The 13,507-nt window shown below is 65.9% G+C and carries 11 protein-coding genes; 5 read left to right on the top strand and 6 right to left on the bottom strand.

From position 1 onward, the window contains the following. Window positions 1-3: 3 nt before the first annotated feature. Window positions 4-966 (bottom strand): alpha/beta fold hydrolase, encoded by a 963-nt coding sequence (locus GAU_RS15390; protein WP_015894821.1) that lies wholly within the window; start codon window positions 964-966, stop codon window positions 4-6. A 123-nt stretch (window positions 967-1,089) separates the two neighbouring features. On the opposite strand from GAU_RS15390, the gene GAU_RS15385 reads away from it, so the two are divergent. Next, window positions 1,090-2,061 carry a hypothetical protein gene (locus tag GAU_RS15385; RefSeq protein ID WP_015894820.1) on the top strand — a complete coding sequence of 324 codons (972 nt, stop codon included), beginning with the start codon at window positions 1,090-1,092 and terminating at the stop codon, window positions 2,059-2,061. Between the two features lie 42 nt (window positions 2,062-2,103). On the opposite strand, the gene GAU_RS15380 is transcribed toward GAU_RS15385, so the two are convergent. After that, window positions 2,104-3,171 (bottom strand): alpha/beta hydrolase, encoded by a 1,068-nt coding sequence (locus GAU_RS15380; protein WP_041266737.1) that lies wholly within the window; start codon window positions 3,169-3,171, stop codon window positions 2,104-2,106. A 565-nt stretch (window positions 3,172-3,736) separates the two neighbouring features. Between GAU_RS15380 and adh the strand changes: the two genes are divergently transcribed. From adh to GAU_RS15365, 3 genes are all read left to right on the top strand, one after another. Continuing rightward, the gene (gene adh, locus GAU_RS15375; RefSeq protein WP_015894818.1) at window positions 3,737-5,290 is read left to right on the top strand and encodes an aldehyde dehydrogenase; all 1,554 of its coding nucleotides are present in this window, start codon (window positions 3,737-3,739) and stop codon (window positions 5,288-5,290) included. A gap of 2 nt (window positions 5,291-5,292) precedes the next feature. Continuing rightward, window positions 5,293-5,700, top strand: coding sequence for a DUF779 domain-containing protein (locus tag GAU_RS15370; protein ID WP_197525992.1), 408 nt, complete (start codon window positions 5,293-5,295; stop codon window positions 5,698-5,700). Between the two features lie 132 nt (window positions 5,701-5,832). Next, on the top strand, window positions 5,833-6,705 hold the full coding sequence (locus GAU_RS15365; RefSeq protein WP_015894816.1) for a PP2C family protein-serine/threonine phosphatase: 873 nt from the start codon (window positions 5,833-5,835) through the stop codon (window positions 6,703-6,705). Between the two features lie 2 nt (window positions 6,706-6,707). On the opposite strand, the gene GAU_RS15360 is transcribed toward GAU_RS15365, so the two are convergent. Continuing rightward, on the bottom strand, window positions 6,708-7,238 hold the full coding sequence (locus tag GAU_RS15360; protein ID WP_015894815.1) for a class I SAM-dependent methyltransferase: 531 nt from the start codon (window positions 7,236-7,238) through the stop codon (window positions 6,708-6,710). Between the two features lie 110 nt (window positions 7,239-7,348). Here GAU_RS15360 and GAU_RS15355 point away from each other — a divergent pair, with 110 nt between their 5' ends. Further along, window positions 7,349-8,437: a hypothetical protein gene (locus GAU_RS15355; protein ID WP_015894814.1), complete on the top strand. Its 1,089-nt coding sequence runs from the start codon at window positions 7,349-7,351 to the stop codon at window positions 8,435-8,437. Between the two features lie 45 nt (window positions 8,438-8,482). On the opposite strand, the gene GAU_RS15350 is transcribed toward GAU_RS15355, so the two are convergent. Genes GAU_RS15350 through GAU_RS15340 form a run of 3 tightly spaced genes read right to left on the bottom strand, consistent with a single transcriptional unit; the run spans window position 8,483 to window position 13,340 of the window. Further along, window positions 8,483-9,172: a hypothetical protein gene (locus GAU_RS15350; protein ID WP_015894813.1), complete on the bottom strand. Its 690-nt coding sequence runs from the start codon at window positions 9,170-9,172 to the stop codon at window positions 8,483-8,485. Between the two features lie 32 nt (window positions 9,173-9,204). Next, window positions 9,205-12,771: a serine/threonine-protein kinase gene (locus tag GAU_RS21175; RefSeq protein WP_015894812.1), complete on the bottom strand. Its 3,567-nt coding sequence runs from the start codon at window positions 12,769-12,771 to the stop codon at window positions 9,205-9,207. Continuing rightward, window positions 12,768-13,340: an ECF-type sigma factor gene (locus GAU_RS15340; RefSeq protein ID WP_015894811.1), complete on the bottom strand. Its 573-nt coding sequence runs from the start codon at window positions 13,338-13,340 to the stop codon at window positions 12,768-12,770. The genes GAU_RS21175 and GAU_RS15340 overlap by 4 nt, the downstream gene beginning before the upstream one ends. Between the last annotated feature and the right edge of the window lie 167 nt (window positions 13,341-13,507).

Raw genomic sequence — 13,507 nt, 5'->3', positions numbered from 1 at the left:
GCGTCAGGGAAGTGGTGCGCCTCCGAGAAAGGCCTGCACCGCAGCAAAAAACGCGTCGGGAGCTTCCCAGAAGGGATTGTGGCCCGCCTCCTCGACCGGCACCACCTGCGCCTCGCCGAGCAGGGCGGCGGTACGCGTCGCTTCCGACAGCGGCAGCACATCTGCCGCACCGTGAACGACGAGTGTTGGCGGGGCCACGTCACGCAGGGCCGAGCGCCAGTCATAGCCGTCTCGACGCAGTCGCGCCGCAATGACCGCGCCCGTGGCGCTGGTACCCAGGGGCGGGTTGACGCTGGCGGCAAACTGCTGGTCGGCAAACCACGCGGGGAAAAACGCCTGGGCATACTCGGCGTGGAACGCGAGGTCCGGCACGGTGAGCCGAGCCGGATCGAGCGCGGCCAGACGGTCGCGGGCAGCGGCCGATAAGCGTGCGAGGCCGGCTTCGTGCAACGGGGGCAGCCATTCGCTGCTTACACCCACGGCATTCACGAGCACCAACCGGCGGATGGCCGGTAAGCCAGCGGAAGAGGCGCTGCGCTGCAGTGCGGCTTCGGCCGAGGCGCCCAGCATGGCAATACCGCCGCCCCATGAATGCCCGAGCACATCCCACTGGTCGATACCCAGCGCGGTGCGCAGCGCGGGCATGTCACCACCATCGAATTCGATGCGTGATGCCTGCATTCCCGGAGGCACGCCCGAATCGCCACGGCCGCGCTGGTCGTAAAAAATGAGTTGGCGCGAGGCGGCGAGCGGCGCGAGGGCCGGCCAGAGCAGCTTGTGGTCGAACAACAGCCCGCCGTTCACGCACAACAATGGCGGCACATCGGGCACCGACGGCGTGAGATACACGGCGAAGTCGATGCCACGGGCGCGCACGGTTCGCCGCTCGAGTGGCGGACGTGGTGGCAGCGAGCGACGGAACGCCAGATAGCGGGCGAGCGCGGGCGAGTTCTCTTGCGAAGTCACGGGGGAAAGATCACCCGCGTCGGTCTGCTGCCAAAGGGCTACGCGGAGGTCCTCGGCCATGTCCGTTGCGGGCGGACGGCACGGTGCGGTGGTCAAAGTCCGGTCCGCTGATCACCATCAGGGATGTCGCAGGAACCCCGGGCGCACCGTCGCCTCACGCACAAGCCAGCCCGCTGGGCCGCGGCCATCACGATCGTGGCGGTCGTGGGTGCGACCATCGGCTGGTATCTCTCGCGCCCGCAACGGGTAGAGATTCCGCTCGAGGCGTCGGTCGCGCCGGCAGGGCCCGCGGCGGCGGCCGGCGCCCCCATTCACATCGCGCTGGCATCGGTCCTGACGGGTGATTCCGTCGTTGATGGACCGGTTGCCCGCACCGTCGATGCGTTGCGGGAACGCCTCGCTGCGCAGCGCGATCTGAGACTCGTACCAATGCCGCGTGGTGAGCGGTGCGGTGCGACGACTCCTGTGCAGTTGTGCCTGGAGCTGGCGGCCACACGCACACCGGATGGTGCCACGCTGCAGTTGTCGTTGCGACATCAGCGCACACACACCAGCATCGCGGAGGTGCGCGCGGCTCCGGATGTACCGGACGAACTGCGCATGATGGTGTCGCGTGTGGCCCTGTGGAGTGTTCCGGGCGCGCTGTCGTTGCTCGATGCCCCCGCAGGGACCGATGCCGGCGTACCAGACGCCGGCGCGTTGGCCGCCTACCGTGATGCGGTGCGGGCTTTCACCACCTGCGATCCCGTTACCCTCGAGGCGAGTCGGGTGGCGCTGCGTGGTCTCGAGGGCCGCACACCGTCGTCGCGCGCTGGCGATGCGCTGTTGGTGCTGATGGATGCGCTGGACGCACAGGTGCGACGCGATGGACCGGCGCTCGCGGCGGCGCAGGCACGGGCAAAGAGTCTCGGCGATGCATCCGGTCAATCGCTCGCGTCGCAGCCAGCGGCATTGGCGGCGTTGGCGGTGACGCTGTCACCGCGCGAGGCCGGGGCAGCAGACGCCGCGCAACAGGCGCAGCAACGCTCACCAGGAGTCGCCGATGCCGCCGAGTCGGCACGTGTATGTCTGGCCGCTGTGCATCAGGTGCGGTAGGCACATCGCGCGCTTCTTCGCTGACGCGTTCTGTGTTTTCCTTCAGCGCTGTGCCGCCGTCCATGGTTGCACCACATCGGCGATGTGTCCACTCTCGATGAGGGCGTGCAACTCATCGCCCAGTGCTTCGCTTTGTTGCACTACCTGTGTCCAGCGTCGCATGCGTTCGTGTTCCGGCAGGTCATAGAAATCCCGTCGATCGGGGATCTTGCCTCCAGGAAGTGAAGCGACAAACGCCGCCGACGGTGCGATCAGCAGGGCGCGTGCAAAGTTGGTTCCCGTGGCGCGTCGCCACGGCAGTGCCTTGTCGAACCATCCCGGCACTACGTGCGCGTAGAAGTGCGGATACAGCACTAAACCCTCTCCCTCGCCAAAAGCCAGGTCGAGATGATAGTCGGTGATGCCACCATCCCAATGCACACCGGGCACACCCGCGATGCGCACGCCATGCAACAGCAACGGAATGGAGCCCGAGGCCAACAACACATCGCGGGCGTTGTCGCTGGTGAGTGTGCGGAACGTCGTGGGCAGGTCACGCAGTGTGGCGAACGGTGAGGTCACATTGGCCGCGTGAAAGATGGTCCGCGTCATCTGCATGCCCAGTGATCGGCGGGTGACCAGATTGGACGCCGCGGCCAGCGCGAGTGCGGTCGCGATCGCCCCTCGACGGGGGCTGGCGGCGAGTCCTCGCCCCTCGGTTGTGATGACATGCGTGCGTAGCCACGGGTGGGTGAGCAGTTCCGCGGCGCCGGTGTCACCCAGGAGATGATCGAGGCAGGCAGACAACACCCGGGTCACTTCATCCGGACCGGGTCGAGGCGAGTAGCGTTGGTGATGGATGTAGGCCTCGTGCCCACGTGCCAGTGCGGCGAGCGGGTCACGCTGGCCGAGTGCCGCGAGACGCCAGCTTCCGATGGAACTGCCGATGCCATGGAGCGGGCGTTCGCGTGGCCCCTGCAGGAAATGTCCGAACAGGTATCGATCGAGCCCGGCGATGGCGAGCCATTTGGCGCCGCCGGAAGCGCCCGGAAGTACGTCCACGTCATGGGCACGCAATCCACGTTCGCGGAGCAGACGGAGCGCGTGGGGGCCCGCGCGCAGAGTGAGCAACGACGCGGAGCGAGGTGACCTGGAGGCGAACGGCGGCATCTCACGAATCTGTCACAGGGACAACGTGGTCCCAATGTCCGATGGACCTGACCGCGCCCGGATGTGCTTTCTGCGCACTGGTGAAGCGCCCGGAGCGCTGGCTTGCGAACAGCGGGGGGAACACTGATTGAACAGAAACAGAGCAGATCGCACAGAGACCACATTTTCATTTTTTGTGGTTTGTATCAGTTGGATCTGCCCTGTTTCTGCGCCTTCTGTGTTCCCCCCGCTGTTCCACTGGAATTGTCGCGCGACAGATGTCGCAATGTGGAGCAAATGTCTCGGCGGCAGGTGTCGCGCGACACGGTTCGTGGCCTTGCGGCGCCAGCCCACCGCTCACTGTCAAAAGCCCACAACTTCCTCACCGTCAACGAGTTGGCGGTATACCACGCGCAACGGTCCACCCGGAACTCTTTACCGCTTCACTCAGGCATTCGCATTGCCATGTAGACGTTCATCGCCGGCGCTCCTTCCTGCCGGCCGACGGAATCTCCAACCGGGTCTTAACGACCGAGGCGAACGCATCATGGCATCGACCGCCAAGCCGGACCACGCCGCCACCCTGCCGCAGGGCGCCGCGCAGTACGCCATCACCATCCCGATCAAGGCGCGCTACGACAACTGGATCGACGGTGCTTTCCGTGCCCCCGTGCGTGGGCAGTACTTCAGTAACCCGACCCCGATCACGGGGCAGCATCTGTGCGACGTCGCGCGGTCCACGGCGGAAGACGTGGAGCTCGCTCTCGACGCCGCGCACAAGGCCGCGCCAGCATGGGGGCGCACCTCGGCCACCGCACGCGCGATCATTCTGAACAAGATCGCCGACCGTCTCGAAGAGAATCTCGAGGCCCTCGCCGTCATCGAGACCATCGACAACGGCAAGCCGATCCGCGAAACCAAGGCCGCCGACCTGCCGCTGGCCATCGATCACTTCCGCTACTTCGGTGGCGTGTTGCGTGCGCAGGAAGGCACGGCGGGTGAACTCGATGCCGACACGGTGGCCTACCACTTCCATGAGCCGTTGGGTGTGGTGGCCCAGATCATTCCGTGGAACTTCCCACTGCTCATGGCGGTGTGGAAACTTGCCCCGGCCCTCGCCGCCGGCAACGCGGTGGTGCTCAAGCCCGCCGAGCAGACACCGGTGGCCATCATGGCGTTTGTGGAGCTGATCGCCGACCTGTTGCCGCCTGGTGTGCTCAATGTGGTGCAGGGCTTCGGCGTGGAAGCCGGCAAGCCGTTGGCGTCGAGCAATCGGATTGCCAAGGTGGCGTTCACCGGCGAAACGACCACAGGCCGTCTCATCATGCAGTACGCTTCGGAAAACCTGCTGCCGGTGACGTTGGAGCTGGGCGGCAAGTCGCCGAACATCTTCTTCCCCGACATCATGGATGCCGACGACGCCTTCTTCGACAAGGCGCTGGAAGGCTTCGCGATGTTCGCGCTGAATCAGGGCGAGGTGTGCACCTGTCCGTCACGTGCGCTCGTGCATGAGAGCATCTACGACAAGTTCATGGAGCGCGCCATCGATCGGGTGCAGAAGATCAAGCTGGGGCACCCGCTCGATCCGAACACCATGGTGGGTGCGCAGGCGTCGAACGATCAGCTCGAGAAAATCCTGAGCTACATCGACATCGGTAAGCAGGAAGGCGCCAAGGTGCTCACCGGTGGTGCGCGACAGGTGCACGACGGTGAATTGGCTGGTGGTTACTACGTGCAGCCCACGATCTTCGAAGGGAAGAACAGCATGCGTATCTTCCAGGAAGAGATCTTCGGTCCGGTGGTATCGGTCACGCGCTTCAAGGATCTCGACGATGCCATCAGCATCGCCAACGACACGCTCTACGGACTGGGTGCCGGCGTGTGGGCCCGCGACATGAACACCTGCTATCGTGCCGGACGGGCCATCAAGGCCGGTCGTGTGTGGACCAACTGCTATCACCTGTATCCGGCGCATGCCGCGTTCGGTGGCTACAAGCAGTCGGGTATCGGGCGTGAGAATCACAAGATGATGCTGAGCCACTACCAGCAGACCAAGAACCTGCTGGTGAGCTACAGCCCGAACGCGCTCGGATTCTTCTGAGCATGTCCGACGCGATGACGACACCCGTGGCCCGTGTCAGCGTGACACCGGCTGCCGAAGCCTTGCTGCACACGCTGCAGGCGCAGCACGGTCCACTGGTGTTTCATCAGTCGGGTGGGTGTTGCGACGGGAGTACCCCCATGTGTTATCCCCGTCGCGAATTCCGCATTGGGTCCCGGGATGTCTACCTCGGATCCATTGCGGACACCCCGTTTTACATTGGCAGCGAACAATTCGAGTACTGGAAACACACCCATCTCACCATTGATGTGGTGCCGGGGCGCGGAGCCGGCTTCTCCGTGGAAACCCCTGAAGGGCTGCGGTTCCTGACGCGGTCGCGTCTCTATTCGGACCAGGAATGGGCGACGCTCGAAGCCGCCGGCGATCCTCCCCGGGGTGAACAGGTCTGAGTCCGGGGCGCGGCGCCTGACCAGGTCATTGTACGACCCCGGTGGGACGACTGGATCACCCGCAGGACGAACGGGAAAGACGGCAGGGCTCGCCGCTTGCCGGCCCTTTGCCCGACGTGCGATAGTCCACTCATGTCAGCGCCATTGGACACCCTGCCTGCCGCGCGCCCTCGGGACGACGAACTCGACCTGCATGGCGTGACCCATCTCGGGTTGGTGCGCACCAGCAACCAGGACCAGTTCCTGCTCTGCACTGTGCACCCTCAGGTGGTGGTGCATGGCACCAGCCTGAGCGATCCTGCCGCGCTCGCTCTGCGGGGGGAGCGGGTGGCCACGATCATGCTCGTGGCGGACGGCGTGGGAGGCAGCGCCGATGGCCGGGAAGCCAGCCGACTGGCCACCATCGCGATCACCGAACACTTCGCGTCCGCCATGCACTGCTGGCACGCCGCGGGTTCTTCCGGTGAAGACGAGTTCACCGCCACGCTGCTCGATGGTGCCATCGAGGCCCATCGCCGGGTCCGCGAACAGGCCGTCCTGCAACTCGACGGTCGCAAGATGGCCACCACCCTGTCGGTGGGCATTGTGGTGTGGCCGTGGTTGTACGTGTTGCAGGTGGGTGACAGCCGCTGTTATCAGTTTCAGGACGGCATGCTGCGGCAGGTGACGCGTGATCAGACGCTGGCCCAGGAAATGATCGACCGCGGGGCACTCACGCCGGAGCGGGCCCACAATTCGCCGCTCAATCACGTGTTGTCGAGCGCCATTGGGGCCGAAGATGCGATGCCCGTGATTTCCCGGGTGGATGTGCAGCAACGCGGCTGTGTGGTGATGCTGTGCAGCGATGGCCTCACCAAACACGTGAGTGACGAAGAAATCGCCGTGGAGTGCGGGCGCATGGAGTCCGCGAAGCAGTTGTGCGATACGCTGCTGGCCATGGTGCTCGAACGCGGCGGCTCCGACAACGTGACCATCGTGGTGGGCAGGGCGAAACCGGATCGGTAGTCCTACGCTGATGGCGGCTGTTGCTGAAACGCCATCGCATACATCCGCTCAGGACCATATCGAGACGTCCGACTGCCAAGATCGACGGACTGCGAATAGCCCGCGCTGCGGAACAGATTGATGGCACGTGTGCGGGACACTGGGTACGGCACCCATGGGGGCTTGGGCCGTTCACTGTCGTATTCCACCAGCAGGACCAGTGGGGCCACGGTCGCGAGCCGTTCGAGCATGGTGGGTTGATCCTCCACGAAATGCAGGAGGTTCGCCAGCAGCACACCATCTGCCGACTGGCGTGGCGGCGACTGTGCGTCGCCGATGTGGGTTTCGATCACGACGCCGGCGTGCACGGCCGGGATGGTCCGCAGAGCCCCGGCATCGACATCCACTGCCAGAATGTGACTGCCGGCCGGCAGCAGTTCGGCCAGCGCGAGCGTGAAGGTGCCGGCCCCACTGCCGAGGTCCAGCCACTGCTGGGGAGCACCGCGTCCGATCGGTGCGTCAGCAATCAATGTGCGTGCTTCAGCGACTTTCATGAATGCATGTCCTGTTTTTCAGGATTCTTCCGTGTTGGAAGGTGTGAGCCCTTCCGGCCACGGCGTCCTACGACGCCATCGGATACGACACCCGCCTGAGGAATCCTACCATGCCCGACACGAAGACCATCAAGACCCGGCCCGTCGCCAACCAGAAGGTGCTGACGGCCACCGAAGCCCGTGAGTTTGACGCCGCACCGGTTGTGGAACGCTTCACGACCAGCATGCTCGAAGGCGCCGAACGCAAGCAGGCGGAAGACGCGGCGCACGCCGCCACCGGTCTGCTGCTCAAGGGGTTGTTCAATCGCCTCGACCCGCTCAAGTATGCCGGCCCCACGCGCTCGGATACGCCGGAAGGTGCGGCCATCGATGCGGTGCGTGACATCGAAGCGAAGGCCTTCGCCCGCATGGCGCCGCGGCTGCGCGCTCTGGCCGAAGACAAGCCCCGCCTGGCCAAGATGACCGCACCACTGGGCAATGTGGACTTCACGCGGGCCTCACTCGATCTCAAGCTGGCCCGTCCGATCGCTGGTGGCGCCGCACTCAAGCGCGTGACCGTGGGTGAGCGTGACGACGATGCGTCGTCGTTCGCCGGCGCCAACGCGGTGCCGCGTTCGGGTGGCTCGCGGTACTCCCGGATGGATCTCGTGTTGCGTGCCATCCACTGCGTGGACGAAACCAACCCCGAGGGCGGCGGTGCCGATGACATCGTGCTCGGCGGTGTGATCGTTGGTGCGAGCGGCAACACCAAGGTGATCAAGTCGCGCTTCATCGGTAACTTCGAAGACGGTACGTACATCAGCGTCGGTGAACTGCCATTCGGTCAGTTCAGCCTGCGCAGCACCTCGGGCTATCCGAAGACGATGTACGGTATCCTGCAACTGGTGGAGTCCGATCAGGACGATGCGGACGCGGCACGTGCGCTGACCAGCGCCCTGTCGACGATCACCACGATTGCGGTGAGCACCGTCGCGACCCCGACGGCCGGCGCGATCGCTGGCGCCGTCGTGAACGCGGTGGGCGGTTTGGTCAGCGTCTTCATCTCCGATGATGCGTTCCCGCCGTACGGGATCCGTGCCCGCCTGATGAGTGAGAACGAGTTCGGCAACGATGGCGACAGCGGTCGTCTGCGCACCGGCAACATCGTTGGTCACGGCGGTTCCTATCGCATCGGCTATCGCTGGTTGCTCAACGCCTGATCGCGTCCTGTCTCACGGGTGTTCCTGCGCTCTCCGTTGGCGCATTCACGGAGAGAGCAGGACACGCGAATTGATCTGCGACAGCTCGGCCCCGAATCCTTCCGCGTGCATCCACACGCCATCCACGCAGGTGCATGCACCCATCATCAATTGCGTGGCGCCCGTGGGACGTCGGGTACCGAGTTGCGTGGCGAGCGGATTGGCCTTGCACAAGGCATCGGTGTTGGAGCTCGCACCGACAATGGTGTGGTGGGGCGTGGCGGGCAGCCAGTACGCAGGGCGGGCAGCATCGGCCGGAATGATGGCCATGCGTACTGGTGGCCGCACGTCCACCCACAGATAGCTCACACCCGCCGGGATGCCGAGTTTCGGATAGGCGGTCTTGCTGGTGATGCGCGCGGCCACACCGGCTTTGCCACGCGGTCCCGTCGCTGCCGCAAACGTCACCTCCGGGATGCCAGCGGTGGAGAAGCCGCGTGGGACCGTGGGATCGGCGACCGGGGTACGCTCAGGACCAAATGCGGCAGCCCGCGCGACCTTGAGCAAATCGTCGCGCCAAACATTGCTGGCCCGCTGCGCCGACAGTGTCGTCGCCACCGTGGTCGATGCCACACACTGCAGCAGCAGGCTCGCCACCAGTGCGGTGTACGATCGGCGACGGGCGTTGTGACTCACGTTGCGACAGGGGCTGTGGTGTGCGCCAAATGGTGCGGCGAGTATTGACGTGCCATCCATGGTACGACTCCTCGGAAGGTGGTTCGGGGATATCAACGATGCGGCGCGGCAGCGGCGGCGGCCATGGCCCGGAGTGGCGGATCCGCATCAGCCCAGAGGGAAGACACGGCACGAGCAGCTTTGCGGGGGGCGTCGCCCGCGCCCCGGGGCAGTTGTGCGCGCAGTATCAGGGCGCGCCCCACGGCTGCGGCGGCCTGGTGTTCGCGGGTCAGGCGTTCGAGCTGCGCGGGAAGCGAGGCGATGAGTTCATCGAGCAGCCCCATCGCCACGCTGGTATCCCGCAGGGCGATGGCCAACTGGGCGCGTTGCACGAGCCACTCCGGGGCCCGCGCCACGTTTTGCACGGGCGCTCGTGAGGGAGCCGTCAGGCGTGCATGCACCGGTGCGGTGTCTCCACGCGCCACCTGCTGCCAGAGCACGAGCAGATCGTCGTACGGTTCGGGTTCACTGAGTCCGTTGAGCGCGGCCGTGCCAAGCCCGGGTTGCGCCAGCATACTACTGCGCGCCAGGAGCAGCGCTCGCACGCGCTCTGTGGCGTCGCGGGGCACCCAGGTCGCGATCTCCCGCTCCACACGACTGCGCGTTCCGCGTACACTGTCGATTGGGGCGCCCAGAGCCGCATACGCAGAAAACATTCCGGCCGCACGCAACACGGGCGCGGGTGGTGTCAGGTCACTGCCGGACGGCACGAGCCAGAGTGTGGACTGCGCCCGGACGGCGATCATCTCGAGCAGTCGCGCCGCCAGTTGCGCGCGCCCCGTGAGTGCGGCCAATGCGGCGAGCACGGGTAGTCCGCTCTGGTCATCGGTGCCGTCGGCTGCAGCGGCCAAGGTTTCGGTGTACTGCGTCGTATCGGCGAGTGCGGTGCGCACCGCCAGTCGTGCGTCGTCGAATCGCCCGAGCTTGAGCAACACGCGGACTTCCGTCGCGGCCGCGTTGGCCCGCAGATCGCCGGGCAGCGTGGCGTCGGTGGCGGCGAGTGCGCGTGCGGTACGAACGGCCTGCAAGGCGCCACTGGTACCGGGGCCCTCGGATTCCAGTGAACCCAGTGCTTCGAGTGCTTCGGCATGTCGCAACCAGGCCGACATGCTGCGGGGATGCGACTGTGTCCAGCGTGCGGTGAGCGCTCGCAGTGTCTCCCGGTTGCGCGCAATCGCGGCGCGGTGTGTCGCTGGTGCCGGCGTGCGAAACAACGAGGCCATCGGCAGTGGACGATACACCACGGAGTCGCCACGCAACTCGGGAAAGGCGCCCATGCGCACCGTATCGGGAGCCAACGCGAATCCCTGTCGATAGTCGGTCTCGCCGGTGAAAATCACGCGACGGGCCAACGCGGAGAACGCCGCGCCACGGGCCGCCTCGAAGTACGACGGCACCAGCTCCAGCGCGCGTGAGTAGGCCGCGATGGCTTCGGTACGATTCGCCTGAAAGCGCCATTGGGTGGTGTCGGTCGTGTCCCGCACGATACGGCGATCGTAGGAGAGACATTCGCCCATGCCATATTGTGCGGCGAAGTCATTGGGGGTGCGCGACAGCATCGCCCGGTACTCGGCACAGGCGTCATTGGCGCGCGATTCCCCCAACGCGAGCAAGGCACGTGCGAGTCCGCGCTCGCGCGCCGGCAATCGCATCGAATCGGCGACGGCACGTGCCGCCGATGCCCGCCACGCGGCAGGGCGTGCCCGTCCGCTCCAGGCCATGCTCTGTGCGAGGGCCAGCGAGGCCTGCGCAAACCCCGAGTCGAGTGCAATCGCAGCGCGGAACTGTTCCTCCGCGGCACGTGTGTCCCACGTGCTCAGTGCGACATGCCCGTCGGCGTAGCGCTTCAGCGCTTCGAAATTGCGGGTGCCGATCGCTGGGGGAGAACCGCCCGGTGCGCCGGCCAGTCGTGCGACGAGGGAGTCGGCCAGGATGGAAAATGCGCTGGCCACGTCGGCGCCCGCCGCCATGTGCACCACCTGCGTGTACGGCTCGCTGCGCCCAGGCATGTAGAGCTGCGCCCGCACCCGCAGCCCACCTTGCAGCGTCGATACTTCACCCCAGACAAAACGCCCGGCTCCCAATCGGTGTGCCACACCCCGCGCGCCTTCCACCGAGAGTGTATCCGCAGCCCGTCGGTCCGTGCGCATCGCGTCGGCGACGCGCATTTCGTCGCTGAGTGTCAGCCGCTCCCATCGGGCCAGCGCGTCGTACAGCAAACGCGCCGTGTTGTCGCCCGAGAGCATGGGCGATTCATCGCCGGCGTCGAGACGAAAGGGGAGCACGGCCACGGCATCGGGATCGATGACGGGCTCCGTCGAACGGTCGTGTCCACGGGTCGTCAGCCAGAACACCGCGGCGGCGGTGAGCAGCGCACCGGCTGCGATGCGTGTCGTGCGCCTGGATCGTAACAAGGCCCGCGCATCCGCATCGCCTTGGTGCGACGATGGCGTGGTGATTGCTTCGGCCGTTGTTTCGTTTGCCGCGCCGATGAGACGGGCAGACGACGGTGTGGAGGAGGAAGGCGCGCTGGCGAGCACACGGGAGGCGTCCTCGATCGCACGCACCAGCTCACTGGCCGATGGGAATCGTTGGTCCCGCGCCGGTGCAATGGCGCGTGTGACCAGCGCACCCATTGGCGTGGATCGCAGCGGCGAATCGAGAGGAAGGCCGCCATCGGGGGGGAGCGTGCCCACGAGCATCTCGTGCAGCACGCGCCCCATGGAGTAGATGTCGCTGCGTCCGTCGAGGTCCGGTTCGCCGCGCAACTGCTCCGGACTCATATAGGTCGGCGTGCCAAGCACAAAGCCGGGGCGGGTCACCCGGCCGATGGGATCGTGCGCCGCCGCCAGAGCGATACCGAAGTCGGCGAGATACGCATGTTCGCCACTCCCGGTGAGCAGGATGTTTTCCGGCTTGAGATCCCGATGCACCACGCCACGTGCATGAGCTTCCGCCAGAGCACTCGCGATCTGCGACATGATACGCAGCGCCTGTGGGGCCGGCAGTCGTCCGCGCCGCGGAGTCCATTCGCCGATCGGTCCTACCCCATCGAGCAGATCACGGAGTGAGCCGCCCTCGATATAGGGCATCACGTAGAAGAGACGTCCCTCGACTTCCCCGGAGTCGAAGAGCGGAAGCACGTGCGGGTGTCGCAGGCTGGCGGTGACGCGGATTTCCGTATGAAAGCGGTCGGCGCCGAGTAGCGTGCCCACTGATTGGCGCAACATCTTGAGCGCCACCTCACGATCATGTCGTACATCGCGGGCGAGGTACACCGTCGCCATGCCACCGCGTCCGATTTCCCGAACGATCTCGTAGCGGCCAGCGAGTGCGGCCGTCAGTCCCTCCGTCAACCCATCCGATGTATCAGCGATGCGGGCGTTGTATATGCCCGATGCGAGGAGCGCGGCAAACCGTTCGGAGGCCGGCAGGTCGAGCAACGGGTCCGGTGTGTCGGCATGGGCCAACATTTGTTCCAGCATGAGCCGCATGTCGGCATCGTCACCACAGGCGGCGTGCAGGTACGCCGGTCGGCGATCGGCAGGCAGGGCCAGCGCGGCATCGAGCACGGGCTCCAGACGCTTCCACTCCTCGGCGGAGACCGGTGGTCGGCTCACAATCCGTCCGCGACTCCAAGCGATTGCCGCAGCAGCATACGCGCTTTGACCCAGTCACGTCGCACGGTCCGCACGGTCACGTCGAGTGCCTCCGCGATCTCCTCTTCACTGAGGCCGCCGAAGAAACGCAGCTCCACCACCCGGGCCAGTCGCGCGTCGATGGTGGCCAGGTGATGCAAGGCATCATCGATCTCGAGTAGTTGCTCCGGCTCGGCGTCATCCGCCACCGCCTGCTCATCCAGCGATACCCGCTGTCGCACGCCACCCCGCTTGAGTGCAACACGCGCGCGGGCACGGTCGGTGAGCACATGGCGCATCGCGACGGCGGCGAGGGCGAGGAAGTGCGCACGATCGCGCCATCCCGCGCGCGATTGATCGACCAGCTTGATATAGGCTTCGTTGACGAGCGCCGTGGTGGCGAGTGTGCCATTGCTGCCACGCGCCGCGAGATGCCGATGCGCAATGACACGCAGCTCATCGTACACGAGTGGCACGAGGGCATCGAGCGCGTCGCGGCGGCCGCTCTGAAGGACGGCGAGAAGATCGTCGGGCGTGCCCGCGGTGGTCATGTCACGTCCGTCAGTGGGTGGGGATGGCTCGCACCAACTTGCCGGACCAGCGAAGAGAAGGCAACGTGCCATTCCACGCCCGCCCTGCGCCTCGAGGCGACCAATGGGGTGGCGGGTTTTGTGACCAATGTCACCGCCAGCCTCGAGCAGACGGCTGGCGGTGATGA

The organism is Gemmatimonas aurantiaca T-27, from assembly GCF_000010305.1.
Classification (GTDB): domain Bacteria; phylum Gemmatimonadota; class Gemmatimonadetes; order Gemmatimonadales; family Gemmatimonadaceae; genus Gemmatimonas; species Gemmatimonas aurantiaca.
The sequence above is the reverse complement of the archived record's forward strand: the minus strand, read 5'-3'. Positions and strand labels throughout refer to the sequence as shown.

Coding starts and splice junctions, on each gene's coding strand:
- GAU_RS15355 (WP_015894814.1), top strand. CDS start 7,349: ATGCCCGACACGAAGACCATCAAGACCCGGCCCGTCGCCAACCAGAAG.
- GAU_RS15340 (WP_015894811.1), bottom strand. CDS start 13,340: ATGACCACCGCGGGCACGCCCGACGATCTTCTCGCCGTCCTTCAGAGC.
- GAU_RS15385 (WP_015894820.1), top strand. CDS start 1,090: ATGTCGCAGGAACCCCGGGCGCACCGTCGCCTCACGCACAAGCCAGCC.
- adh (WP_015894818.1), top strand. CDS start 3,737: ATGGCATCGACCGCCAAGCCGGACCACGCCGCCACCCTGCCGCAGGGC.
- GAU_RS15370 (WP_197525992.1), top strand. CDS start 5,293: ATGTCCGACGCGATGACGACACCCGTGGCCCGTGTCAGCGTGACACCG.
- GAU_RS15350 (WP_015894813.1), bottom strand. CDS start 9,172: ATGGATGGCACGTCAATACTCGCCGCACCATTTGGCGCACACCACAGC.
- GAU_RS15360 (WP_015894815.1), bottom strand. CDS start 7,238: ATGAAAGTCGCTGAAGCACGCACATTGATTGCTGACGCACCGATCGGA.
- GAU_RS15365 (WP_015894816.1), top strand. CDS start 5,833: ATGTCAGCGCCATTGGACACCCTGCCTGCCGCGCGCCCTCGGGACGAC.